The organism is Pelistega europaea, from assembly GCF_013133775.1.
GTDB classification, from domain to species: Bacteria; Pseudomonadota; Gammaproteobacteria; order Burkholderiales; family Burkholderiaceae_B; genus Taylorella; species Taylorella europaea.
Map to the genome: position 1 here is coordinate 14,362 of NZ_JABGBO010000008.1, position 22,908 is coordinate 37,269.

General features: G+C 40.0%; 22 protein-coding genes. 21 read left to right on the forward strand and 1 reads right to left on the reverse strand.

From position 1 onward, the window contains the following. Positions 1–207 precede the first annotated feature (207 nt). From HKX40_RS07795 to HKX40_RS07880, 18 genes are all read left to right on the forward strand, one after another. Positions 208–1,506, forward strand: a complete 1,299-nt coding sequence (locus HKX40_RS07795) for an ATP-grasp domain-containing protein (protein ID WP_171589019.1) — start codon at positions 208–210, stop codon at positions 1,504–1,506. Between the two features lie 7 nt (positions 1,507–1,513). Further along, complete coding sequence (locus tag HKX40_RS07800; RefSeq protein WP_171589020.1) at positions 1,514–2,029, forward strand: MFS transporter; 516 nt, start codon at positions 1,514–1,516, stop codon at positions 2,027–2,029. Further along, positions 1,995–2,555: a hypothetical protein gene (locus HKX40_RS07805; RefSeq protein ID WP_171589021.1), complete on the forward strand. Its 561-nt coding sequence runs from the start codon at positions 1,995–1,997 to the stop codon at positions 2,553–2,555. Before HKX40_RS07800 ends, HKX40_RS07805 begins: the two co-directional genes overlap by 35 nt. A 348-nt stretch (positions 2,556–2,903) precedes the next feature. After that, positions 2,904–3,794 (forward strand): siderophore ABC transporter substrate-binding protein, encoded by an 891-nt coding sequence (locus tag HKX40_RS07810; protein WP_171589022.1) that lies wholly within the window; start codon positions 2,904–2,906, stop codon positions 3,792–3,794. A 75-nt stretch (positions 3,795–3,869) separates the two neighbouring features. Beyond that, entirely contained in the window at positions 3,870–4,832 is a 963-nt protein-coding gene (locus tag HKX40_RS07815; protein ID WP_171589023.1) for an ABC transporter permease, read from the forward strand. Further along, entirely contained in the window at positions 4,829–5,854 is a 1,026-nt protein-coding gene (locus HKX40_RS07820; protein ID WP_246233640.1) for an iron chelate uptake ABC transporter family permease subunit, read from the forward strand. The genes HKX40_RS07815 and HKX40_RS07820 overlap by 4 nt, the downstream gene beginning before the upstream one ends. A gap of 92 nt (positions 5,855–5,946) precedes the next feature. Then, positions 5,947–6,705, forward strand: a complete 759-nt coding sequence (locus HKX40_RS07825) for an iron ABC transporter ATP-binding protein (protein ID WP_171589024.1) — start codon at positions 5,947–5,949, stop codon at positions 6,703–6,705. 230 nt (positions 6,706–6,935) lie between these two features. After that, positions 6,936–8,165, forward strand: coding sequence for a phosphoglycerate dehydrogenase (serA, locus tag HKX40_RS07830; protein WP_171589025.1), 1,230 nt, complete (start codon positions 6,936–6,938; stop codon positions 8,163–8,165). 80 nt (positions 8,166–8,245) lie between these two features. Continuing rightward, complete coding sequence (locus HKX40_RS07835) at positions 8,246–8,947, forward strand: fumarylacetoacetate hydrolase family protein (protein WP_171589026.1); 702 nt, start codon at positions 8,246–8,248, stop codon at positions 8,945–8,947. Positions 8,948–9,012: 65 nt separating this feature from the next. Beyond that, positions 9,013–9,933, forward strand: coding sequence for an arginase (rocF, locus tag HKX40_RS07840; protein WP_171589027.1), 921 nt, complete (start codon positions 9,013–9,015; stop codon positions 9,931–9,933). A 137-nt stretch (positions 9,934–10,070) separates the two neighbouring features. After that, positions 10,071–10,508, forward strand: a complete 438-nt coding sequence (locus tag HKX40_RS07845) for a PACE efflux transporter (RefSeq protein WP_171589028.1) — start codon at positions 10,071–10,073, stop codon at positions 10,506–10,508. Positions 10,509–10,610: 102 nt separating this feature from the next. Beyond that, positions 10,611–10,787: a DUF1289 domain-containing protein gene (locus HKX40_RS07850; protein WP_246233642.1), complete on the forward strand. Its 177-nt coding sequence runs from the start codon at positions 10,611–10,613 to the stop codon at positions 10,785–10,787. Positions 10,788–11,262: 475 nt separating this feature from the next. Then, positions 11,263–12,387 carry a C4-dicarboxylate TRAP transporter substrate-binding protein gene (locus tag HKX40_RS07855; RefSeq protein ID WP_171589030.1) on the forward strand — a complete coding sequence of 375 codons (1,125 nt, stop codon included), beginning with the start codon at positions 11,263–11,265 and terminating at the stop codon, positions 12,385–12,387. 3 nt (positions 12,388–12,390) lie between these two features. Further along, positions 12,391–12,891 (forward strand): TRAP transporter small permease, encoded by a 501-nt coding sequence (locus HKX40_RS07860; protein ID WP_171589031.1) that lies wholly within the window; start codon positions 12,391–12,393, stop codon positions 12,889–12,891. Then, complete coding sequence (locus tag HKX40_RS07865; RefSeq protein WP_171589032.1) at positions 12,891–14,204, forward strand: TRAP transporter large permease; 1,314 nt, start codon at positions 12,891–12,893, stop codon at positions 14,202–14,204. The genes HKX40_RS07860 and HKX40_RS07865 overlap by 1 nt, the downstream gene beginning before the upstream one ends. Positions 14,205–14,206: 2 nt before the next feature. Further along, positions 14,207–15,436, forward strand: coding sequence for a metal-dependent hydrolase family protein (locus HKX40_RS07870; RefSeq protein WP_171589033.1), 1,230 nt, complete (start codon positions 14,207–14,209; stop codon positions 15,434–15,436). 145 nt (positions 15,437–15,581) lie between these two features. Further along, positions 15,582–16,613 (forward strand): Ldh family oxidoreductase, encoded by a 1,032-nt coding sequence (locus HKX40_RS07875; RefSeq protein WP_171589034.1) that lies wholly within the window; start codon positions 15,582–15,584, stop codon positions 16,611–16,613. Between the two features lie 141 nt (positions 16,614–16,754). After that, positions 16,755–18,020 (forward strand): esterase-like activity of phytase family protein, encoded by a 1,266-nt coding sequence (locus tag HKX40_RS07880; protein ID WP_171589035.1) that lies wholly within the window; start codon positions 16,755–16,757, stop codon positions 18,018–18,020. Between the two features lie 45 nt (positions 18,021–18,065). On the opposite strand, the gene HKX40_RS07885 is transcribed toward HKX40_RS07880, so the two are convergent. Further along, the gene (locus tag HKX40_RS07885; protein ID WP_171589036.1) at positions 18,066–19,226 is read right to left on the reverse strand and encodes an acyl-CoA dehydrogenase family protein; all 1,161 of its coding nucleotides are present in this window, start codon (positions 19,224–19,226) and stop codon (positions 18,066–18,068) included. A gap of 216 nt (positions 19,227–19,442) precedes the next feature. On the opposite strand from HKX40_RS07885, the gene HKX40_RS07890 reads away from it, so the two are divergent. The 3 genes from HKX40_RS07890 to HKX40_RS07900 all read left to right on the forward strand — a co-directional run bounded on the left by HKX40_RS07890 (position 19,443) and on the right by HKX40_RS07900 (position 22,464). Next, entirely contained in the window at positions 19,443–20,270 is an 828-nt protein-coding gene (locus tag HKX40_RS07890) for an HTD2 family dehydratase (RefSeq protein ID WP_171589037.1), read from the forward strand. A gap of 109 nt (positions 20,271–20,379) precedes the next feature. Then, positions 20,380–21,567, forward strand: a complete 1,188-nt coding sequence (locus tag HKX40_RS07895) for a CaiB/BaiF CoA transferase family protein (RefSeq protein ID WP_171589038.1) — start codon at positions 20,380–20,382, stop codon at positions 21,565–21,567. A 90-nt stretch (positions 21,568–21,657) separates the two neighbouring features. After that, a complete protein-coding gene (locus HKX40_RS07900) occupies positions 21,658–22,464 on the forward strand; it encodes an HpcH/HpaI aldolase/citrate lyase family protein (RefSeq protein WP_216605203.1) in 807 nt (268 codons plus the stop codon). Positions 22,465–22,908 lie beyond the last annotated feature (444 nt).

Genomic DNA, 22,908 nt, shown 5'->3' on the forward strand with positions numbered 1-22,908 from the left:
ATATAGCCTTTCAGCTAAGTGATATTGAAACAAAGTCTGTACTAAAGGAGACTCGCCATCCTATTTTGACCCAATATCCTTACTATATAGATACAGGTTATGTTGATGCTGATATACTGAATATCTTTTGAAAGACACCCTTTGCTTGATATTAAACGTCTTGTAGCTAACCATGAGATTTAACTACCAGTAGAGTAGTGCAAGGGCATGGGTGTGATAAAACGAGGTGTAAAGTTGCATATCTTATTTATTGATAGTAACCGTTATGGTTTAGATGCTTTGCGAAAGGCAAAAGCATTAGGGCACCAGGTTAGTTTTATCAGTTCAGAACAATGGCAATTATATTCTGCACAGGATAAAGCGAGTTTGTCTTGTGTCGATTATTGGAAAGAGCTTCCTGATACCAATCACCCACAACAAGTATTACAGGTCGCTCAAGACATTCATCAACAATCACCTATTCATGCAGTAATCTGTACGTTAGAACCTGCCATGCGTTCTGCAGCTTACGTGGCACAAGCATTGCAGTTGCCGTTTACTTCTGTGGAAGCGGTTAATATTTGTCGAGACAAAGATAAAACACGTGAACGGTTAGCACAACACCATATACCCTCTGCTCAATATCACTATGCAGAAACGAAAGAAGAGCTATTGGCTTGTATCCAAAAAATAGGGTTGCCTGTCATTTTGAAACCGCGTTCGGGCGCTGCTAGTTTAATGACCTACCGATTAAATACCCTAGCGGACTTTGATGGGGTATGGCATGAAATAGAGACCACCAGAAAACAGCTTCCTGAGGCGATACAGCAAGAAATTGGCTTTGGTGTTTTAGTAGAGGAATATCTCAAGGGAAAAATTATCTCAGTAGAAATTGCTCGCCGAGAGCAGAATTATTTTGTCTTTATGGTTTCGGCACGTCATCGGAGTGTTGAAAAGGAAACAGAAGAAGTCGGTATTTCCATGCCTGCTGCCATTGATGAGGATACATGGGATAGTGCGGTAAGTTATGCTAAACAAGTGATTGAGGCGATAGGTTTAGATTTTGGCTTATTCCATATTGAAATTATGCTTACCGACAAGGGACCTCGACTAGTAGAGGCCAACCCTCGAATGATGGGGGGGAGTATGCCAAGGCTCTATCAGAATTTAACAGGGCAGGATTTATATGAAACATTGATTGCCCTTTATTCGGGGCAAGCATTTTCAGTTCCCAATCCTCATGATTTTGGATTTATTGCCACTAGACGTTTTCAATTAGCTCAATCATGTGTTTTAGCAAAACCTTTTGATACGCAGCTGGTGGAGAAATATCGTCCTTGTATTAAATCTTTGCAGTGGGATTTACCACAACAGTACCCACAGACATTACCAGCAGGTTATATCCTGGGGAGAGTGCAGTTGCAGATGAAAGATAATGCCGCCTTGGAGAGTTTAATAGAACAACTTTTTAGGGATATTGAGACTGCTTATCCATCTTTGCAACTAAGAAGGTCAATGGATAAGTAGAGATTTTATGCAAGCACAACAATCGCCCTCGAGTTTTATTCAATTATGTACATTCCCTGCTTTTATTTGCTTGTGGTTGGCCTTTTTCTTAACGAATTTGGGTAGTGTGCTGTTATTGAGTACTCTAGTGCTAAAAACTTATTTGCAGACAGCCTCGAGCTTTTCAGCAGGAATTGTTTATGTTGTGCAGTGGTTTTTACCCATCTTGTTTTTACCATTAAATGGTTGGATTAATAATCAGTTTCCAATTAAATGGTCCTTGATTATTATTCAGTTATTTACTGTAGGAGCTTCATTAGGGGTAGGATATTTCTTTAAAGAAAACATGCCCTTGTTTTTTGTATTGTTGTGCTTGCGAGGCTTTTGTGAAAATACGATGAAGTCAGCAGGGGCGGTAGCATTAAAAATTTACATGCCTGCTGGGTTATTGCCATTATCGGTCTCTTTATATGATAGTGCAAGATATTTAGGGGCTTTAGGGGGGGGGTGTGTTAGCAATGCTTTTTATTCACCAGATGAATAGTTGGCAGGTATCTATTATGAATGCTGTGTTGTTATTAGGAAGCATTGGTTTATATACTTTATTAACTTTTCATCCTGCTATTCGTTCCACTAAACCCCGGTTTTTACGATATTGGAAAGAGGTTTTTGGATTATTAAAACAAGATAAAGTGGTAACGGCACCATTGGTACATCTCATTGTTATTACAGGGCTATTTCAAGGATTCCACTATATCGCAAGGACTACCTTGCCGATGGAGCATTTATCTTTATCCCTCAATAATGCTGCGTTAATGCAAGGTTTTGTGAGCTTTGCTTTTTTATTTGGTGCTTTGTGGGTGAGTCATTTAATCAAACGGAATATACAATCGCAGCGTCGCTATAGTTTGCCTTTCTGTGTCTTGTATACCGCCTTGGCTTTGGGTGCAAGTGTGATTACACATATCCCGTGGTTGGGCTTAACTGGTTATTTCTTCTTTCTTTTCTTTTCTTTTTTGAAGTCGCTTATTCCTTGGAAAATAATACCTTTACTGTGCAATGTCCTATAGAGCATTTAAGTTATATGAATGCCTTTAAGTCAGGGGCTGCGACTGCCGCCATGGCATTGATGACAATGTTATATGGATTAATAGTAGATTGGATTGGATTTGCCTCCTTGACCCTGCTACTTGCCGTAGGGTGTCTGTTATTTGCAATAAAATGTATCTTTGCGCAGAAGATTAACAATTATTAAAAACCGTTTCAAACACAAATGTTTAACTGACATCCCTTTTTTTATCTAATATAATGATAATAGTTTCTATTTTCATTATTAATAAATTCTCTTGAACCCTCAGATAAGCTATTGATGGCTCTCGTAAAAGTGTTCAAGAGGAACTTTGGAGTGTCAGTATATTATGCAGTTTTTTAAATCGTTGATTTTTGCTTTAGGTGTTATTAGTGCAACTAGTAGTTATGCTTTAGAGGTGAATACCGCAAGAGGGGCTGTTAAATTTGATAAACCATTGACTAATCAAGTGGCAGTATACGAGTTATCTGCCTTAGATACGTTGCATGCTTTAGGGGTTCATCCTAAAGGTGTGCCTAACAAAGCCAGAGTCGATTATCTTGAGCAAGTTTTTAAAGAGGGTACCAATGTTGGAACGCTTTTTGAGCCTGATATGGAGAAACTAAACGGTATTCAGCCAGAGGCTATTATCATCGGTGGACGCATGTCACCAAAATATGATGAATTACGCAAAATTGCTCCTGTGATTGATATGACTAATCCTGGTGTTAATGTTGAGCGTGCGCAAACGCTACTAAAAGAATATGGTGTGTTATTCGGAAAAGAGGAAAAGGCTGCTGAATTAAGCAAAAATTTAGCAACTGAGTTAGAGAAAACAAAAGAAGCCCTCAAAAATAAAGGTAATGCATTGATGATTATGGTTAATGGTCAAAAGGTTTCTTCTTTTGGCGATAAATCACGTTTTGGTTATTTATTTAATGATTTTGGTCTAATTCCTGCAGACAAAAGTGAAAGTGATGCACGCCACGGCAACCCTGTTTCTTTTGAGTTTATTCGTGAGATGAACCCTGATTGGATTATTGTACTTGATCGTACAAGTGCTGTTGGAGGTAAAGGAGATAGTGCGAAGACCGTACTGGAAAATTCCTTACTCAAGGGTATTAAGGCATTCCAGAATAAACATGTTATTTATCTTGACAACTCTTCTTATCTAGCTTCTGGTGGTTATCATCAAATGATGGTGGAATTAAAGTTATTGCGAGACGCTTTTAGTAAGTAAATCATTACCACCCAGAAGGTTAGCAAAACCTTGGCTGTCCTAGGCTAAGGTTTTTTTGCTACGGTAGTTAGCGAGATGAAATTTAAAATTAGCTTACTTGGACTATTGTGTTTTCTCTTTGTGATGAGCTTATTTGTAGGGGTGAGTAATGTATCCTGGCACTCCTTATTAAATGATCACTCCGCAAGAGAGGTTTTTATCAACAGCCGTTTGCCAAGAACCTTTGCTGTCATTCTCACAGGTATGTCTATGGCCAATGCGGGTGTCATTATGCAAATGTTGATGCGCAATCGCTTTGTTGAGCCTTCGATGACAGGTACCACAGAGTCTGCAGCATTAGGCTTGTTACTGGTGACACTGCTATTTCCTAGCATTGCCATCGGACTAAAGATGGTGATTGCCGCATGTGTTGCAATAGCTGGTCTAGGCGGTTTTATGTTAATCGTCCGTCGATTACCTCCCACCGCGACCTTGCTTATTCCCTTAACAGGCATTATCTATGGAGGGGTGATTAGCTCAATAAGTCTTTTTATCGCCTATGAGTATGACATGATGCAATCATTAGTATCGTGGATTTTAGGTGATTTTTCGAGTGTTTTGGCTGGCCGTTATGAGTTGTTATGGGGTACGGCAATCCTATGTGTGTTGGCCTATATTTATGCAAACCAATTTACCTTGGCTGGTTTGGGCAAAGAAATTAGTACTAGCCTTGGTCTCCAGTATCAACAAATTACAGTGATAGGATTGGTTATTGTGGCATTAATCTCAGCCATGGTTGTAGTGACTGTGGGTGGAATACCCTTCATTGGTCTGGTTGTTCCAAATATCGTGAGTCGTTTAATGGGAGATGATGCCAAACATACTTTACCTTGGATTATGGTCTCGGGAGCTGTTTTGATATTGGCGTGTGACATTTTAAGTCGTCTTTTAAATTATCCATATGAAATTCCTATTGGTACAGTGATTGGAGTATTAGGGTCTATAGTATTTCTCTATTTGTTATATAAACGACCTACTTATGCAAGGAAAATCTCATGACAAAATACTTGAAACCCTCTCATGAGGTAATTCCTTCCATTCCTCATCAACCATCCGCAATAGAAAAGGAAAACAAACAGGTTTACGGTCGTCTGATATTGCTACTCATAAGCCTTGTCATTGCGATGATTCTATTTATGACCGTTAAGGCAAATGGGCGGTGGGACTTTATTCTTCCATTTCGTGGGGGAAAATTATTAGCCCTTATCACAGTCGCTTATGCTGTGTCAGTATCAACCATACTTTTTCAAACCATTACGAATAATCGTATCTTGACTCCATACATTATGGGGTTTGATACGATGTATTTGTTGGTGCAAACAATATTGGTGTTTGTCTTGGGAGCCGTTGCTTATAGTAGCTTAGCTACGGGGATAAAGTTTTTTGTGGAGGTCGGTGTAATGATGTTGGCTTCTATGCTGCTCTTTTCTTTGCTATTTACTAAAGCCCATGAAGACCTTTATCGAATGATTTTAACAGGGGTTATTTTAGGGGTGTTATTTAGGAGTTTGACTTCCTTTATTCAGCGAATAATTGACCCAGAAGAGTTCTCTGTTGTACAAAGTGTGAGTTTTGCCCAATTTAATGTTATTAAAACCGACCTACTGGTATTTAGTGTTCCTATCATTGTGGTGGTGAGTTTAATCATTTGGCACTATCGACATCAATTAGATGTGCTTTCCTTAGGAAGAGATCAAGCAATTAATCTAGGGTTAGATTACAAAAAATGTGTTGTTTTCTTTTTGTTTCTGATTGCACTTCTCGTCTCTGTATCGACCGCCTTAGTGGGACCAGTCACCTTTTTTGGGCTGTTGGTGTCGGGTATGACATATGAATACATTAAAACTTATCGACATAGTTTACTCATTCCCGCTGCTTTTTTGATTGCATCTATTGCCCTTGTATTAGGACAGGTTGTGTTTGAGCATGTATTAGGATTGCAAGGGGTATTAAGTGTGGTGATTGAGTTTCTTGGGGGAATTGTGTTTATCTTCTTTTTATTGCGGCGTAAGGCGTTGTAATATCAAGAAGAATGACAAGACCCTTTGTGAGGTGCCTTGCGTTAACATATAGATGGCAGGTATTTTGAATAAAATAAATGTAGATTTGAAAGATGATTAAAGTTGAACATTTGAGTTACCATGTGGGGCAACAAGCCATTTTGACAGATATTAATACATCTATTCCCAGAGGGGGAATTACGGCTTTAGTAGGACCTAATGGTGCAGGTAAATCTACCCTGTTCTCTCATATAGCAAGGTTATTGCCTATACAACAAGGACGCATTCTTGTTGATGGCCTTGATGTAGGGCATACCTCAAATGCTATCATGTCTCAGAAAATTGCCATTTTGCGACAGGAGAATATTGTAACGAGTCGGATTAGTGTGCAAAGTATGTTGATGTTTGGGCGTTATCCTTATCACAAAGGCAGACCAAAAGCAGAGGATAGAGAAATAGTAGAAGACACTTTAGAAAAATTCCATTTGACTAATCTGCGGCATCGTTATGTTACTGAATTGTCAGGAGGACAAAGACAGCGGGTGATGGTTGCTATGGTATTTTGTCAATCCACAGATTATTTACTACTAGATGAACCGCTGAATAATTTGGATATGTACCATTCACGACAATTAATGAAATTACTATATCGCATCGCACATGATTACCAACGCACAATCGTAGTGGTATTGCATGATGTTAACTATGCCTCTGCATATGCAAACCATATCGTGGGAATGAAAAATGGGAAAGTCGTGTTGGAGGGTTCTCCACAGCAGATATTGACCGAGGATAATTTGGTGGAGTTGTTTGATGTACGGGCCCCAGTGGTGGATGTAGAGGGTCGAAAAATGGTTATGCACTATTTGTAGTTTCTTTACTTCTTTGATGACATATAACAGACTGCCATGATTAGAATTAAAAATGTGGTCACAGATAGCTAAAAGGGATTATGTTTATAACATAAAGTGATGTGTTTTAAGAAGACAGTGATAACGCTGTATTTTATTTGTAAAATTCTATTGCTTGAAGCGCATTGAAGTAGGGAAGGATAGTAAACTAACAAGCAGTTTTCTTTTTTATTTATCCCATAGGTTTTAGCATGGAAAAACTTTCTCTTGATAAAAGCAAAATCAAAATCCTCTTGTTAGAGGGGGTACACCCTAATGCACTAGATGTTTTGGGTGCTCATGGATATACCAATATCGAATTTCATAAAAAAGCATTGGCCGGTGATGAATTAATCAAGGCAATTTCGGATGCTCATTTTATCGGCATTCGCTCACGTACTCAATTAACGAATGAAGTGTTATCCCATGCTAATAAATTAGTAGGCATTGCATGTTTTTGTATCGGTACTAACCAAGTGGATTTAGACAGTGCTGCCAAGCGAGGCATCCCTGTTTTCAATGCCCCTTTCTCAAATACACGCTCAGTGGCTGAATTGGTATTGGGCGAGATTATTTTATTGATGCGTAAAATCCCTGAGTCTAATGCCATTGTTCACCGCGGTGGGTGGTCTAAATCTGCAGAGGGTTGTCATGAAGTGCGCGGTAAAAAGCTAGGTATTGTGGGTTATGGACATATCGGCACACAAGTGAGTATCCTTGCTGAGGCTTTAGGTATGGAAGTTCTGTATTATGATATTGAGGCGAAGTTACCTTTGGGTAATGCACGTGCTGTATCTAGTTTAAGTGAGTTATTAGCACAAAGTGATATTGTGACATTGCACGTCCCAGAAGATGAAAGCACTAAGAATTTGATGAGTGCAGAGCGTATTGCCCAAATGAAGCAAGATGCTATTCTTATTAATGCATCACGTGGTACTGTAGTAGATATCGATGCTCTGGCAGATGCACTAGAAAATAAACGCCTCAAGGGGGCTGCCATTGATGTTTTCCCAGTAGAACCAAAGTCAAACCAAGAGGAATTTTTATCTCCCTTGCGTAAATTTGATAATGTAATCTTAACGCCTCATATTGGCGGCTCTACAGTGGAAGCCCAAGGTAATATCGGTATTGAAGTAGCTAACAAAATTGTACGCTACTCTGATAATGGTTCTACATTATCCGCAGTTAATTTCCCTGAAGTATCATTACCAGAGAACAAGGACGCCCGTCGTTATATGCATATCCATATCAATAAACCTGGTGTGTTGACTAGTCTTAACAAGGTCTTTACACAAGATGGTGTTAACATTGTGGGGCAATACTTGCAAACTAAGGGCAATATTGGTTATGTTGTAATCGATGTGGAAAGAAGTTCTGAAGCACGTATCCTTGATCAGTTGAAAGCTATTGATGGTACGATTAAGACTCGTGTGTTGTATTAACTTTATGCACCTCACAGATAAAGGTCTAGTTATTGGATAGTCCATAGCTGGACCTTTTTTGTAAGTTGAAGGAGAAACAAATGACTTATCTTTTTACTCCGCCTGAATTAGTGGCCATCCCTATAGTGGGTAGCGAGCAAAAATTTCCTGTACGTCGAGTGTATTGCGTTGGACGAAATTATGCAGCACATGCAAGAGAAATGGGCTCTGATCCTAGTCGAGAACCTCCTTTTTTCTTTTGTAAACCTGCTGATGCTGTGGTACCAGTCCTTGCAGGAGAAACATATCAACTGCCGTATCCCTCAGAAACGAATAATCTTCATTACGAAGTGGAGTTGGTGGCAGTTATTGGTAAAAAAGGAAGCTATATATCTCCTGAAGAGGCATTGGATCATGTGTGGGGATATGCGATTGGTTTAGATATGACTCGACGAGATTTGCAAGCCCAAATGAAGGAGAATGGTCGTCCTTGGGAGATAGGTAAGGCATTTGACTATTCTGCCCCTATTGGCCCTATTTATCCGGCTTCTAAAGTAGGGCATATTATAGAGGGAAATATTTGGCTGGCACTCAACGGACAAATTAAACAGCAGGGTAATATTAAAGACCTTATTTGGTCTGTAGCTGAAACTGTTGCCTATTTATCTAAGTTATTTACTTTAGAACCAGGGGACGTTATTTTTACAGGTACTCCAGAAGGGGTGGGTAAAGTGATTCCTGGCGATAAAATGAAAGCTGGCATTGATAATTTGGGTGAGTTGTGGGTTGATGTGAAGGCCTAAACATTGAAGCCTTTCTGCTATTTATGCGACAATAGCATTCACATAGATTGCATAGTGAGGAGAATATGCCTAAAAAAGTAAGTTTAATTGGTGTGCCAACTGATGTCGGTGCCGGACATCGAGGGGCTAGTATGGGGCCAGAAGCCTTGCGTGTAGCAGGTATTACACAAATGCTAGAGGGTATGGGATTAGAGGTCTATGATATGGGCAATCTGCATGGGCCAGCTAATCCATTTACTACTGCTGTCAACGGCTATCGACATTTAGAAGAAGTGGTTCAATGGAATCAGTTAACCCATGATGCGGTTTATTCGGAGCTTAAAAGGGGGCATATGCCTATTATGTTAGGTGGTGACCATTGCTTGGGCGCTGGCTCTATCAGTGCAGTAGCACGGTATTGCCGTGAGCAAAATAAAGAGCTGCGTATCATTTGGTTAGATGCACATACTGATTTTAATACTGCAGAGATTACGCCATCGGGCAATATGCATGGTATGCCTGTCGCATGTTTATACGGACATGGTCCCAAGGCATTAGTGGAAATGTCGGGGCATGTACCTGCATTGGAAGCAAAGAATATCCGTCAGATTGGTATTCGTAGTGTGGATGAGGGTGAAAAACATTTCATTCACGAAGCAGGCATTCAAGTATTCGATATGCGTTATATTGATGAAATGGGCATGCGTCATACGATGGAGAAAGCCTTAGAGGGTTTACATGATGGGGTGCATTTACATGTGAGCTTTGATGTGGATTTCTTAGACCCTGAAATTGCACCGGGGGTAGGAACCACAGTACGTGGAGGCCCTAACTACCGTGAAGCACAGCTTTGTATGGAGATGATAGCAGATACTGGATTGATGGCATCATTGGATATTGTGGAGCTTAATCCTGCACTAGATGTGCGTAATTTGACCGCTAATATTGCGGTGGAAATGGTTCAGAGTTTATTTGGCAAGAATACATTAGTCAGACCACAAAAGTAGATAGTAGTATTACAATGAGCTGGTAGGTCAAAAGGGGAGCACGGGTGTGTTCCCCTCGCTTTTGGAAAGATACTTTCATAAAAGTGGATGTTTTTTGATGTGGCAGGTTTCCTACGCTGTTTGGTGGGTGAATAGATATGAGTCAAGTTAATCAGGTTTATCGCAAGAGCATTGGTGAACGGTTATTTTATGCTTTTCTTTTTGAGGCATTAGGTATTGGCATATCAGCACCTTTGGGGGCATGGTTATTTGATCATAATCTGTTTGAAATGGGTATTGTGACAGTGGTCATTGCCGTGATGGCCTTGATGTTGAATATGGTCTATAACAGTATTTTTGATTATTGGTTAAAAAAACATCATCTCACCAAAACTAAGAGAGTGCGGTCATTGCATGCTATAGGCTTTGAGTTTACCCTCTTATTGATGGCTATCCCATTTATTATGTGGTACCTTAACATGAGCCTACGGGAGGCACTTGCACTAGACATCGTCTTTATTCTATTTTATTTGCCCTATACTTATGTTTTTAATTTAGTTTACGATATTGTGCGTAGTAAACTTGTGAAGACATAGACTAACTGGCACAAGGCCTTAAATGTCATGGAACAACTAGAATTTTTTGATATACCTAGCCCCTGTATCAACGTTTGTCAGTCAAACGCTAAAGGGTATTGCATGGGTTGTTTCCGCACGCGAGATGAAAGATTTTACTGGCAACAGCTTTCTAATGGGCAAAAAAGAGAGGTGTTGCGAGCGTGTCGTTTTCGACGATTTAAGGCGTATAAGGAAAAATCAGAGCAAAATGCCTCTAAAGAAACAGTGACAGAAAATGAAAATTTGAGTTTATTTTGATGGGAGAGATATTCCCGACAGAACAGATAAGCCGTAGCACTCTGTTGCTGTAATAATCTTCATCTTACTTAAAATATAAGATGCATTTCTCAATGCACAAAAATAGTGCAAGCAAGAGAAAAAAAAGAGCATTTTTTATAATTGCAATGAGAATTGGCATGAATGCAACAGCCAGAATATAAAAAATTCTTTCTGATTTTTCCCTCATTTCCTTCCCTTTTATCTCTCAAAAATTGTTTTAAGTTTAAAAAAACAAGGTGTTTTCTTGTTTTTGAAGGTTTCTAGTTAACCTAGGTTAACCTGTTATTTCATAAAAAGTTTTTGTATAGGGTTTCTCCCTTGTTGACGAACAAACTAAAACATGCGGAAATATTACTACACCTGCCATAAGGTGTCGGTCTAGCAAGGAATCCATTGCACGGATGAGGAGGCTAGTCGTTTAGATTTTATGAATCATTTTTGGAGGATAGCTCACATGAATAAATGGCATAAATTACTTGCCTCTGCTTTAGCAACCGTGGCTTTTACAAGTTCAGCATTAGCAGCTAAAAATTTTAATGCGAATGTACTTTACGACCAAAAACATCCTTTCACTAATTATGGATATCTCAAGTGGGCTGATTATGTAAAACAAATATCAGGGGGGAATTTAAATCCTAAGGTATTCACAGGGACTGTTTTATTAGCTGCGAATGCTGCCTTAAAGGGCTTGCGTGATAATGTTGTTCAAGTGGCTCATCATCCTGCCATTTATACCCCATCAGATTTGCCAGTAGCAAATGCTGTGCAGGAATTAGGTTTTAATTTTGATAATCAAATGGCTACTATTGCAGCAGTAACAGAATTTAGCATGAACAATCCTGTGCAATTAGCAGAGTGGAAGAAGGCTGGTATTGTTTACTTGGGGGCTTATGCTACTTCTCCTTATGTACTCTTTTGTCGTCAACCAGTGAATAGTTTGGCAGACCTAAAAGGAAAACGTATCCGTACTGCAGGATCAGTGGTTGCTGAATGGGTTGGTTCAATTGGTGGAAATGCAATTAATGTTTCATCCAGTGAAATGTATTCAGGATTGGATAGAGGGTCTTTGGATTGTGCAAGTAATTCACCTTTAGATTTGACAGCCCGTTCATTGTGGGAAGTCGCACCATATACAGTGCTTGTTCCTACGGGAGTTTACTGGTCTGGTCCATTATGGGGTTTCAATAAAAAGTTCTGGAAATCTCTATCTGAGCAAGAAAAACAATGGTTCAAAGAAGCTTCTGCATATTCTATGGCAAACATAGTGATTAATTACAAAAAAGAGGATACTGCAGCTATTGATTTTGCTAGGTCCAAAGGAAAATCTGTTATTGATGCACCGGCGGATATTATGGACTCTGTCAAGAAATTCCGAGAGTCATCACTTAAGGATGCATATACCAAAGCAGAAGAACGCTACAAAATTAAAGATGCTAAGGCAACTTTAGATGATTTTGTTGCTACTTATAATAAATGGGTGGATTTGCTTAAAGATAAAAATGTAGACGACATAGAAGCGATGAAGTCTGTTTTCATGACAGAAATTTTTGACAAATTACCTAGCAACTATGGTGAGTAAGTTATGAGTTTAGGGCAAGGTTTGATAACAAAATTATCTAAGTTGTGTTTTGCTGTTGCGAGTGTTGCTCTGGTAGTAATGGCTTTACATATTTTCATGGATTTTATAGGTAGATTATTGGGGTTTTATTTAGATGGAACACTGGAATTTACCTCATTTTATTACATGATTTTTGCCGTTTTTCTGGGTGCCTCATATGCACAACAAAAGAATGTGCATATTGCCACGGATGTGCTAACCAATCTGCTTCCGCAAACGATACAGACGGTGGTAATTAAAATAGGGCTATTGGTACAAATCGCATTCTATGCAATTCTTAGTTATCAGACTTTGCTCGACGCAATATCTTCTTATGAGTCTTCCGAAGAGGCTATGGCGAATTTTACGTTTTATATCTGGCCATCTAAATGGGCATTACCTATTGGCTTCATTTCTTTAACGCTAGTAGTTATTTTGCAATTATTTAGTCGTGTAGATACCAAAAGTGAAGGAGTGTTTGAGTAATGGATTCTCTGCAAATAGGTATTGTAGGTATTATTTTTGCTTTAGGATTTATCTTATTGCGTATCCCTATTGGTGTTAGTTTAGGGCTTGTATCCATTGTGGGGATTGCAATGCTTACCTCTTGGGATGTTTCTCTAAGTCTTATCACCTCTACTCCTTACAATTTTGTTGGTCAATGGGAGTTATCTGCTGCACCAATGTTCCTTTTGATGGGATATTTATGTACCACAACCAATTTAACAAATGGCATTTTTAAATTTCTACAAATGCTTCTGTACAAGATACCAGGAGGACTGGCAATTTCTAGTGTTATTGCATGTGCACTTTTTTCAGCTGCATCAGGTTCGAGTGTTGCCACCTCTGGGGCAATGTCTAAAATCGCAATACCAGAAATGTTAAAGAGGGGGTATAACCCTTCACTTGCCACAAGTACAGTAGCAGCAGCGGGTACATTAGGCTCACTTATTCCACCAAGTGTCATTCTTGTATTGTATGGGGTATATGCTAATGTATCCATTGGTCAGTTATTCATGGCTGGTGTGTTACCTGGTTTGCTAACGGCGTTCCTATTTATAGCCATGATTTGGTTGCGTTGCCGACATAATCCACGTCTTTATGGAGTGGATCAGAATGAAAAATATTCCATGCAAGAAATTATGCAAGGTTTTTTGCATATCTGGCCATTACCAACCCTGATTGCTTTTGTAATAGGGGGCATATTTTTTGGACTTTTTTCTCCTACTGAAGCAGGAGCTATTGGCTCAGTTGTCACATTATTTATTGCCGCTCTTAAACGTACATTATCATTGAATGCAATTAAAGAAGCAATAAAAGATACTGCATATAGTACAGCGAGTATTTTTCTCATTATGATAGGGTCTTTATTCTTTACTAAATTCCTTGCATTGAGTGGAGTCCCTGAGGCATTTACACATTTTATCCTTTCTATTAACCAGGAACAGTGGTGGGTAGTGTTATCTGTCATTATCTTGTATTTGTTTTTGGGCATGTTTATTGATTCCATTGGAATTTTATTATTAACTCTTCCGATTCTTTTACCTCTTGTTGAGGCAGCCAATTTGAATTTAATCTGGTTTGGTATTCTTGTGACAAAGATGTTAGAGGTGGGGTTAGTGACACCACCAGTTGGTCTGAATGTCTACGTTATTAAGGCAACTGTCCCAGGTGACATACCATTACAGACGATATTTAGAGGTGTTTTCTGGTTTATCTTATGTGACATGGTATTCTTGTTGCTGATTTATTGTTTCCCTGAAATTGTTACCTATTTACCTAGTATTATGAGGACTTAAAGATGATTAAGCTATTAAAAAATGTTAATTACTTAGATGTTCGGACTGCTCAATATCAGACAGGGAAAACTATTGTTATCAAAGATAGAAAGATAGAGCAGATAGGGGATAACAGTCTTTTGGAAAATCCCATATATGCAACCAAAGACACTCCTATTGATTGTTCAGGGTTGTTCTTGTTGCCTGGATTAATTGATGCTCATGTACACACAACAGCAATTACTCCTGATTTTGCCGAGTTGGAGATTTCTTCTCCTTTTTACGTGGCAGTGCAATCTACACATATTCTTCAAGGTATGTTGAAAAGGGGATTCACTACAGTCCGAGATGCTGGTGGTGCTGATTATGGCTTAGCAAAATCAACGGAAGAGAGTCCAGAACTAGGTCCCAGAATATTATTTTGTGGCAAAGCATTGTCACAAACAGGAGGGCATGGTGATGTGAGAACTCGTGGTAGATTGGCATTTGAAGGATGTTTTTGTTGCTGTGGTCTTGGACGAGTTTGTGATGGTATTACTGAAGTTAGGAAAGCTGCACGAGATGAAATCCGTAAGGGTGCTAACCAAATCAAAATTATGGCCTCTGGTGGTGTTTCTTCTCCTACAGACAGAATTGATAGTACTCAGTATTCAATAGAGGAGTTGCGTGCCATTGTACAGGAGGCTGAAGCTGCCAATATTTATTGTATGGCTCACGCTTATACAGCAAGAGCCGTGAAGAGACTGCTAGAAAATGGAGTAAGGACAATTGAGCACGGGAACCTTATTGACCAAGAGTGCTGTGATTTATTTGTGAAATATGGGGCTTATCTTGTTCCTACTCTTATTACTTATTCTGCTTTGGCTAAAGAGGGTGTTGCTAGTGGATTACCTGCCTCCATGGAAGAGAAAATTTACCGAGTGTTAGATGCAGGAGAGATTGCTTTAAAAATGGCTTATGACACAGGAGTCAAAATGCTATATGGAAGTGACCTGCTTGGTGCTATGCACAAATATCAGCTTGAAGAATTTAATATCCGGGCAAAGATTGTTGATAATGCAGAACTTATTCGTCAAGCGACTTGTAATGCAGCTGACTGCTTTAAGATGCAGGGTGTTATTGGAGAAATCTTGGTTGGAGCAGATGCTAGTTTCGTCGGTTATAACAAAGATCCTTTAAAAGATATTAGTGTAATGACTACGCCAGAAGCTAGCTTGAAATTATTGATGAACCAAGGATATTTGATTTCCTAAGGAAAACAACTTGTTGATACTTCATACACTTATCACAAGTAGGTAAGTGTATGTCACTAGTTTAAAATATGTTATAAGTAGTGTTTGTTTGCTTTCTTGTCGATGATGTGAGAAAGAAAAACTTAACAAGATTCCAGGATGGTGTATGGAGACAGTGTATTTAACATTCAATGAACTACAAAAGCTAGTATCAGAAATTCTAGTTGTGGGTGGATTATCCAAAGCACAGGCAGATGCTATGGCGACGGTGATGACGACAGCAGAGCAAGATCAATGTAAGTCGCATGGTATTTATCGCATTTTAGGGGCAGTCAAATCCATTCAAGGTGGTGTTGTTGAAGGTCATGCGGAGCCAGTGTTATTTAATACGCCAAATAAACCTATTGTTAAAGTCGATGCGAAAGGAGGTTTTGCTCCTCTTGCATTCGATTGTGGTTTTGATGTTCTAGTAGAAAAGACGAAACAATATGGCATTGGTGCTATGGCTATTAATAATTGCGTACATTTTTCAGCCTTATGGCCTGAAGTTGAGCGATTTGCTGCTAAGGGGTTGGCTGCTTTAGCCATGTGTCCTAGTGCGGCTTATGTAGCACCTGCGGGTGGTATTCGTAAATTGTTGGGAACTAATCCCTTTGCATTTGCTTGGCCTTGCACAGGGGGTAATCCGTATGTTTTTGATTTTGCGACTTCGGTAGCAGCACGTGGAGAGGTAGAGCTTTATCGTCTCAAACAACAGGAATTACCTGATGGGTGGGGTATTGATAGCAAGGGACAGCCTACAAAGAATCCTGAGGCAGTGTTAGATGATGGAGCCTTGTTGACTTTTGGTGGCTACAAAGGGTCTGCTTTTTCGACAATGATTGAGTTGTTGGCCGGGGTGCTAATTGGTGATTTTTTAAGTATCGAAAGCTCAGAGTTTGATAAGGGGCGTATGCTGGCTCCCCGTCACGGGGAACTGATTATTGCTATTTCTCCAGATGCATTTGGTATTACAGACGCAGTAGAACATACCCAGCGTTTGTTGAGCGAGTTTGAGCAACAAGGGGCTCGATTGCCATCACAGCGACGTTATAAGGAGCGTGAGAAGTCTATGTTAAAAGGCATTCCCATCACGCAAGCTAATGTAGAGCGATTACACAAAATGAAAACGGGTGATTTTTCAGAAAATGTGTTTTAGCTTCACATACAAATGAAGTAGGGGATTCTTTAATAAGATTATATGGATGAGTCATCCCATTAAGAGAATCCTTAACCTTGTCATAGAATTGACTTAATGCCCTCTTACAATGAGTTTTTCTGCATGGTAAGAGGTTTTTTTATGAAAATTTCACAGTTAGTTTCCTCATTATTTTATGCCGTAGGTGCCAGTCTTTTACCTTTACAAGCAATGGCAAATACATCTTCTGGTCATGAGTTACCAGTCACCCCATTAGTACAGATTGGAGAAATAACGATTAATCATGGCGGTTATGGTTCTGATGCATTTATAGACCCAAAGAATCCCTCTCGTTTTTATGTGCTTACAGATAGGGGACCTAATGCAGATGCAACAGAAAAAAGTACCAAAATATTTCCTGTACCGAACTATACACCAAGCATTGGTCATTTTCAGAGAGAGACATCTGGCAAGGTTACCTTGTTAAAAGAAATTCCATTACGTCGTCCTAATGGGCAGAAATTAACTGGTTTACCTAATCCTGAAGGGATGGGAAGTACAGGGGAAAAAGCCATTGATATGCAAGGGCAGTTGCTCAGAACTGATGAATACGGCATAGATAGTGAAGGATTGGTGGTGGATGAGCAAGGAAGTTTCTGGGTGTCTGATGAGTACGGTCCACATATTGTAAGATTCAATGCCGAAGGGATAGAACAAGAACGCATGAGCCCGATAGGCGTCAACACTAAGGGACGTAAATTGCCTGCTGTTTTAGCCAAGAGAACCCCTAATCGTGGGATGGAGGGGCTTAGTATCACACCAGATGGCAAAACATTGGTGGGTATCATGCAATCTACATTGAGTAACCCTAGTAAAAAAGAGGTTGAGAATAAAACCTTAACAAGAATCATCACCTTTGAGTTAGAAACAGGAAAAACGAAACAATATCTTTACCAGCAAAATGGTAAGAATTTTGCAAATTCAGCCATTATTGCTTTAGGGAATAATAAATTTTTAGTGGATGAACGAGATGGAAAATTTCTACAAAATACGGATAAGAAAGTACAAAAACATGTGTATCTGGTTGATGTGAGTGAAGCGACAGATGTTAGTGGTGATGTATCGGCACCAACAGGTTTACTGGTCAATGGTAAAACACTTGAGCAGACATCATGGGAAGAGTTAGCAAAAGCAGGTATTAAGCCTGCTACTAAAAAACTGGTGTTGGATTTAGTGGCACAAAACGCCTATCCTCATGACAAGTTTGAGGGGATGTGGTTGATTGGACAGAATAAGTTGGCTGTTATCAATGATGATGACTTCGGTATTATGAGTGATAAGGGAGAAGTGGTGACTAAACGGCTACCTGCTACCGGAAAAATTGATAAAAATACCGTCTATATTTACGATATAACGTTACCTCAGTAATCAAACAATAGGCGCCCATGAGTGATTGGGTACCTATCAAACCATTTAGAAACTTCTAGGCAGTCCCAATATGTGCTCTGCGACATAGGAGTAAATGAGGTTAGTAGAAATGGGGGCAACTTGGTAGAGTCGAGTTTCACGGAATTTACGTTCAACATCATATTCGTTGGCAAATCCAAAACCGCCATGGAATTGTAGACAAGCATTGGCCGCCTCCCATGATGCTTCTGAGGCTAAAAGTTTAGCCATATTTGCTTGTGCTCCCATGGGTAAATGGGCATCAAAACGCCGGCTTGCTTCATAGCGCATTAGACTAGCTGCTTCAATATTAATAAAGGCCTTGGCAATAGGGAACTGCACGCCTTGATTTTGTCCAATGGGTCGGCCAAAGACTTGGCGGTCTTTGGCATATTGGGTGACTTTGTCAATAAACCAGTAGCCATCGCCTATACATTCGGCAGCAATGAGTGTGCGCTCTGCATTCAGACCATCAAGGATATATTTGAATCCTTTTCCTTCTTCTCCGATTAGGTTTTCTTCAGGAATTTCTAAATTATCGAAGAATAATTCATTGGTTTCGTGATTGACCATGTTAGGGATGGGACGCACCGTCATTCCCTGTTGCATTGCTTGTGCAATATCCACTAAGAAAATAGACATGCCTTCTGATTTTTTGGTGACTTGCTCCAGTGGTGTGGTACGGGCTAATAAAATCATTAAATCACTGTGCTGAACGCGAGAAATCCATACTTTTTGTCCGTTCACTACATAGCGGCCATCTTTCTTTACTGCTGTTGTTTTAATTTTGGTGGTATCCGTTCCAGTCGTGGGTTCTGTAACTGCCATAGACTGTAAGCGCAATTCTCCTGTAGCAATTTTAGGCAAATAACGCTGCTTCTGTGCTTCGGAACCATGGCGAAGTAATGTGCCCATATTGTACATTTGCCCATGACAGGCGCCAGAATTGCCCCCTTGACGATTGATCTCTTCCATGATGACAGTGGCCTCAGTTAGGCTAAGACCTGAACCACCGTACTCTGTAGGAATAAGCGCTGCTAGCCAACCTGCTTGAGTTAAGGCATTGACAAATTGCTCGGGATAGGCTTTTTCTTCATCTATTTTTCTAAAATACTCTGCGGGGAACTGTTTCATTAAATCACGAATCGCCTCGCGAATGTCGTTGTATTGATTATCTTCAAGATACATAAATATGAACTCCTAACCGAATATTTTAGAGGGAATGGCTAACATTATAGTCTTTCTAATCACCAAGGTTTAAGTGGCTAGCGAGTCGTTGGAGATATGCAGTTTACTGGTTTAACAAGAGTGACAAAAAACTTTCATAAGCGACAATCATTAAAGCGAAATACGACGATATATGGGTAAAATGAAAGAGTGACACATTTATTAGTGGAGAAAAGAATGTCGGTGGATTTAAACCAATGGTTAGGTAAGCAAGAAACATGTACTGAGTGGATAAGTCCTAGCCATGTTAAGAAAATAGCATTAAGTTTACATGGCGCTAAGATTCCTAAAGAGGGGGATGCATTACCCCATCTTTGGCAATGGGCATTGTTTATCGATCCTTTAAGTTTAAATGAGTTGGGGGGAGATGGTCATCCCAAACGCGGTGGTTTTTTGCCTCCTGCCGACAATCGTAATCGCATGTGGGCGGGAGGGCGATTACAGTTTATGCAACCTTTAATTGTAGGAAAAGAGGGGACACGAGTTTCTACAATTAAGTCGATTAAGGAAAAGGAAGGAAGCACAGGCAAACTATTGTTTGTTACTGTGTTGCATGAGTATTTTCAAGAGGGGATATTGTGTATCAGTGAGGAACAGGATATTGTGTATCGTGAACCTAGTCCCCCTAAATTAACTGGGACACAAGTAGCACCAATGGCACAATGGTCAGAAGATATTGAGCCTAGCAGTGTGATGTTATTTCGCTATTCTGCAGTGACATTTAATGGACATAGAATTCATTATGATTATCCTTATGCCACACGGGTAGAAGGCTATCCTGGATTAGTGGTTCATGGCCCTATGATTGCCACTTATGTGCTACATAGTTTTTTACATGCACATTCAGATAGGCGAGTAAAAAGTTTCTCTTTCCGAGGGTTACGCCCTCTGATTTGTCCAACACCTTTTAAGGTTGAGGGATATATGGAAACAAATGGTACTGCTAAATTGTGGGCACAGCAAGAAGGTACAATAGCACAGCAAGCAGAATTGGTATTTGAGTAGATTATGTAATGACGGATGTCCTTTTATTTGAGGATTCACTTGCTGGTGCATCCTCGGAATAATGGGTGGGCAGTCGGGCTTGTTTATTGAATAGAGAAAAGGTTTTGTTATGCAGAATATTCGACCATTAGATGGTATTACAGTACTGAGTTTAGAGCATGCCATTGCTGCCCCTTTTTGTACACGTCAACTGGCTGATTTAGGAGCTAGGGTCATCAAGGTTGAACGTCCAGGAGTTGGGGATTTTGCTCGTGCATATGATGAGCGTGTCCGTGGTATGGCATCGCATTTTGTGTGGGTCAATCGTTCTAAAGAAAGTCTGACTTTGGATTTAAAAACCTCTGAAGCACAGGAAATTTTGCATAAATTGCTTCCAGAAGTTGATGTTTTTGTGCAAAACTTAGCGCCTGGAGCGGCAGCCCGATTAGGTTTGTCTTATGAAAAATTGCATGAGCAGTATCCTCGACTGATTGTATGTGATATTTCAGGATATGGGGTCGGTGGACCTTATGAGCAGAAAAAAGCGTATGATTTACTCATTCAAAGTGAGTCTGGTTTTGTTTCCGTGACAGGTACACCTGATGAGATGGCAAAAGCGGGCTGTTCCATTGCGGATATTTCTGCAGCCATGTACGCTTATACCAATATATTGTCTGCTTTACTATTACGAGAGAAAACAGGGGAAGGAAGTCATATTGATGTAGCCATGTTAGAGAGTATGGTGGAGTGGATGGGCTTTCCTCTCTACTATGCCTATAATGGAGCCACACCTCCTGTGCGAGCAGGGGCAGCTCATGCAGCGATTTACCCTTATGGTCCATTTCCTGTTGCCCATGGAGAAACCGTGATGCTGGGTCTGCAAAATGAAAGGGAGTGGAAAGCGTTTTGTCAGATAGTATTACAGCAAGAAGCATTGGCAGAAGATGCTCTTTATGCCAGCAATAGTTTGCGTCACCTTAATAGAGAAAGTCTAAAAGGGATTATTGAGAAAGTATTCGCAGATTTAGATAAAGAAGAGGTTATTGCTCGTCTTGAGAAGGCTGGTATTGCCAATGCTAGTGTGAATGATATGCAAGGTGTTTGGCAACATCAGCAACTAAAAGCTAGAGAGCGCTGGACAAGTGTCGATAGTCCAGTGGGAGAGTTGCCTGCTTTGTTACCTCCAGGCAAAAATAATGCTTTTGACTATCGTATGGACGCCATCCCAGCTTTAGGGGAGCATACAGAGGCAATACTTATTTCGTTGGGGTGTAGTGAAGAAGAAATTCAACAGTTGCAAACACGAGGTGTGGTGTAAAGTACCTTTTACGATAACTTGTCGAGTATGGTTTGATTTAGCGTCAAGAAAGAGATGAGCAACATAATGGATGACACAAGAGGATTAACAATGATTCGTTCCGCATTATTTGTGCCAGCTACCAGAACAGATAGAATTGGAAAAGCATTAGCCACAGGCGCTGATGCAGTCATCGTAGATTTAGAGGACGCAGTTGCTACGGAAGTGAAGTCGCAGGCGCGAGAGGATTTAGTAGTATTTTTGCAAAACAATCCTGATGTTAATCTGTGGGTGCGAGTGAATGGTGCGCAGACCCAATGGTTTGAAGAGGATGTGCACTTATGTGCGCGTTTTTTGCAAATCAAGGGGGTGATGCTGCCAAAGGCGGAGCATCCAGAGCAAATTGCTCAGATTTTCCATAAAACGGGTAAGGCGGTTTATCCTATTATTGAGAGTGCTAAGGGAATTGGTGCTATTCCTGATATAGCAAGGGCCCAAGGCGTTGCTCGACTGTCTTTTGGTGCATTGGACTTAGGCGTGGATTTGGGGTTGGAAAATGGTAGTGAAGGGGCAGCCTTTTTACTCAACCAAATGCGAGCCCAATTAGTGGTACAAAGTCGAGTGGCTGGCATAGATGCTCCTCTTGATGGTGTATATCCCAATTTTAAAGATTCCGAGGGTTTGCGTCAGTCTATGACTTTTGCTAAGGGTATGGGGTTTGCAGGGGCTTTATGTATCCATCCTTCGCAGGTAGAGGTGATTCATTCTGTCATGAGCTATTCTGAAGAAGAAATTCGTTGGGCTAAAGCAGTATTGGAAAAATATCAAGAAACTGGACTTGCTGCCTTTTCGTTTGAGGGGAAAATGGTGGATATGCCAGTGATTGAAAGGGCTAAGCGTTTGGTGTCTGGGCGTTGAATCCTCCTTTTGATGTGCCTGGTTTGTGGCCTTTGATGCCTCCTTTTGATGTGCTTGGTTTGTAGCCTTTGATACCAGTTTTGTTTCAATATCAACAAGTTGAAAAAAATATAGATGTGGGTATTCAACCCCCTCCATTTTGGGCCTTTGCGGAGAGGATGGCGTGTATTATCGATTGTTGTTTTCTGCCCAAAGATTTTGCAAACGGGGGACAAATTCTTGTTTTTTATAGAAAAAATGAAGTGGGTGCGTTGACTAATGTCGGAAAAAAAGTTAATATGCCAGATTACTAGTAGAAAATGCTAGTAATGTATGCGTATAAACTAAACCCATTTATACGCTTTTGGGTATTTTTCAAATAACCATATTTGGAAAATTTTAGAACTTAGCTGCGATATGCTTTGAAGCATATTAGACAGACGTTATAAACAAATAATAGGATAA

What these genes read in the sequence shown, in the direction of transcription:
- HKX40_RS07870 (WP_171589033.1), top strand. Translation starts at nt 14,207, where the DNA reads ATGATTAAGCTATTAAAAAATGTTAATTACTTAGATGTTCGGACTGCT.
- HKX40_RS07850 (WP_246233642.1), top strand. Translation starts at nt 10,611, where the DNA reads ATGGGTTGTTTCCGCACGCGAGATGAAAGATTTTACTGGCAACAGCTT.
- HKX40_RS07855 (WP_171589030.1), top strand. Translation starts at nt 11,263, where the DNA reads ATGAATAAATGGCATAAATTACTTGCCTCTGCTTTAGCAACCGTGGCT.
- HKX40_RS07815 (WP_171589023.1), top strand. Translation starts at nt 3,870, where the DNA reads ATGAAATTTAAAATTAGCTTACTTGGACTATTGTGTTTTCTCTTTGTG.
- HKX40_RS07875 (WP_171589034.1), top strand. Translation starts at nt 15,582, where the DNA reads ATGGAGACAGTGTATTTAACATTCAATGAACTACAAAAGCTAGTATCA.
- HKX40_RS07880 (WP_171589035.1), top strand. Translation starts at nt 16,755, where the DNA reads ATGAAAATTTCACAGTTAGTTTCCTCATTATTTTATGCCGTAGGTGCC.
- HKX40_RS07865 (WP_171589032.1), top strand. Translation starts at nt 12,891, where the DNA reads ATGGATTCTCTGCAAATAGGTATTGTAGGTATTATTTTTGCTTTAGGA.
- HKX40_RS07845 (WP_171589028.1), top strand. Translation starts at nt 10,071, where the DNA reads ATGAGTCAAGTTAATCAGGTTTATCGCAAGAGCATTGGTGAACGGTTA.
- serA (WP_171589025.1), top strand. Translation starts at nt 6,936, where the DNA reads ATGGAAAAACTTTCTCTTGATAAAAGCAAAATCAAAATCCTCTTGTTA.
- HKX40_RS07885 (WP_171589036.1), bottom strand. Translation starts at nt 19,226, where the DNA reads ATGTATCTTGAAGATAATCAATACAACGACATTCGCGAGGCGATTCGT.
- HKX40_RS07890 (WP_171589037.1), top strand. Translation starts at nt 19,443, where the DNA reads ATGTCGGTGGATTTAAACCAATGGTTAGGTAAGCAAGAAACATGTACT.
- HKX40_RS07820 (WP_246233640.1), top strand. Translation starts at nt 4,829, where the DNA reads ATGACAAAATACTTGAAACCCTCTCATGAGGTAATTCCTTCCATTCCT.
- HKX40_RS07860 (WP_171589031.1), top strand. Translation starts at nt 12,391, where the DNA reads ATGAGTTTAGGGCAAGGTTTGATAACAAAATTATCTAAGTTGTGTTTT.
- rocF (WP_171589027.1), top strand. Translation starts at nt 9,013, where the DNA reads ATGCCTAAAAAAGTAAGTTTAATTGGTGTGCCAACTGATGTCGGTGCC.
- HKX40_RS07795 (WP_171589019.1), top strand. Translation starts at nt 208, where the DNA reads ATGGGTGTGATAAAACGAGGTGTAAAGTTGCATATCTTATTTATTGAT.
- HKX40_RS07900 (WP_216605203.1), top strand. Translation starts at nt 21,658, where the DNA reads ATGATTCGTTCCGCATTATTTGTGCCAGCTACCAGAACAGATAGAATT.
- HKX40_RS07825 (WP_171589024.1), top strand. Translation starts at nt 5,947, where the DNA reads ATGATTAAAGTTGAACATTTGAGTTACCATGTGGGGCAACAAGCCATT.
- HKX40_RS07800 (WP_171589020.1), top strand. Translation starts at nt 1,514, where the DNA reads ATGCAAGCACAACAATCGCCCTCGAGTTTTATTCAATTATGTACATTC.
- HKX40_RS07835 (WP_171589026.1), top strand. Translation starts at nt 8,246, where the DNA reads ATGACTTATCTTTTTACTCCGCCTGAATTAGTGGCCATCCCTATAGTG.
- HKX40_RS07810 (WP_171589022.1), top strand. Translation starts at nt 2,904, where the DNA reads ATGCAGTTTTTTAAATCGTTGATTTTTGCTTTAGGTGTTATTAGTGCA.
- HKX40_RS07895 (WP_171589038.1), top strand. Translation starts at nt 20,380, where the DNA reads ATGCAGAATATTCGACCATTAGATGGTATTACAGTACTGAGTTTAGAG.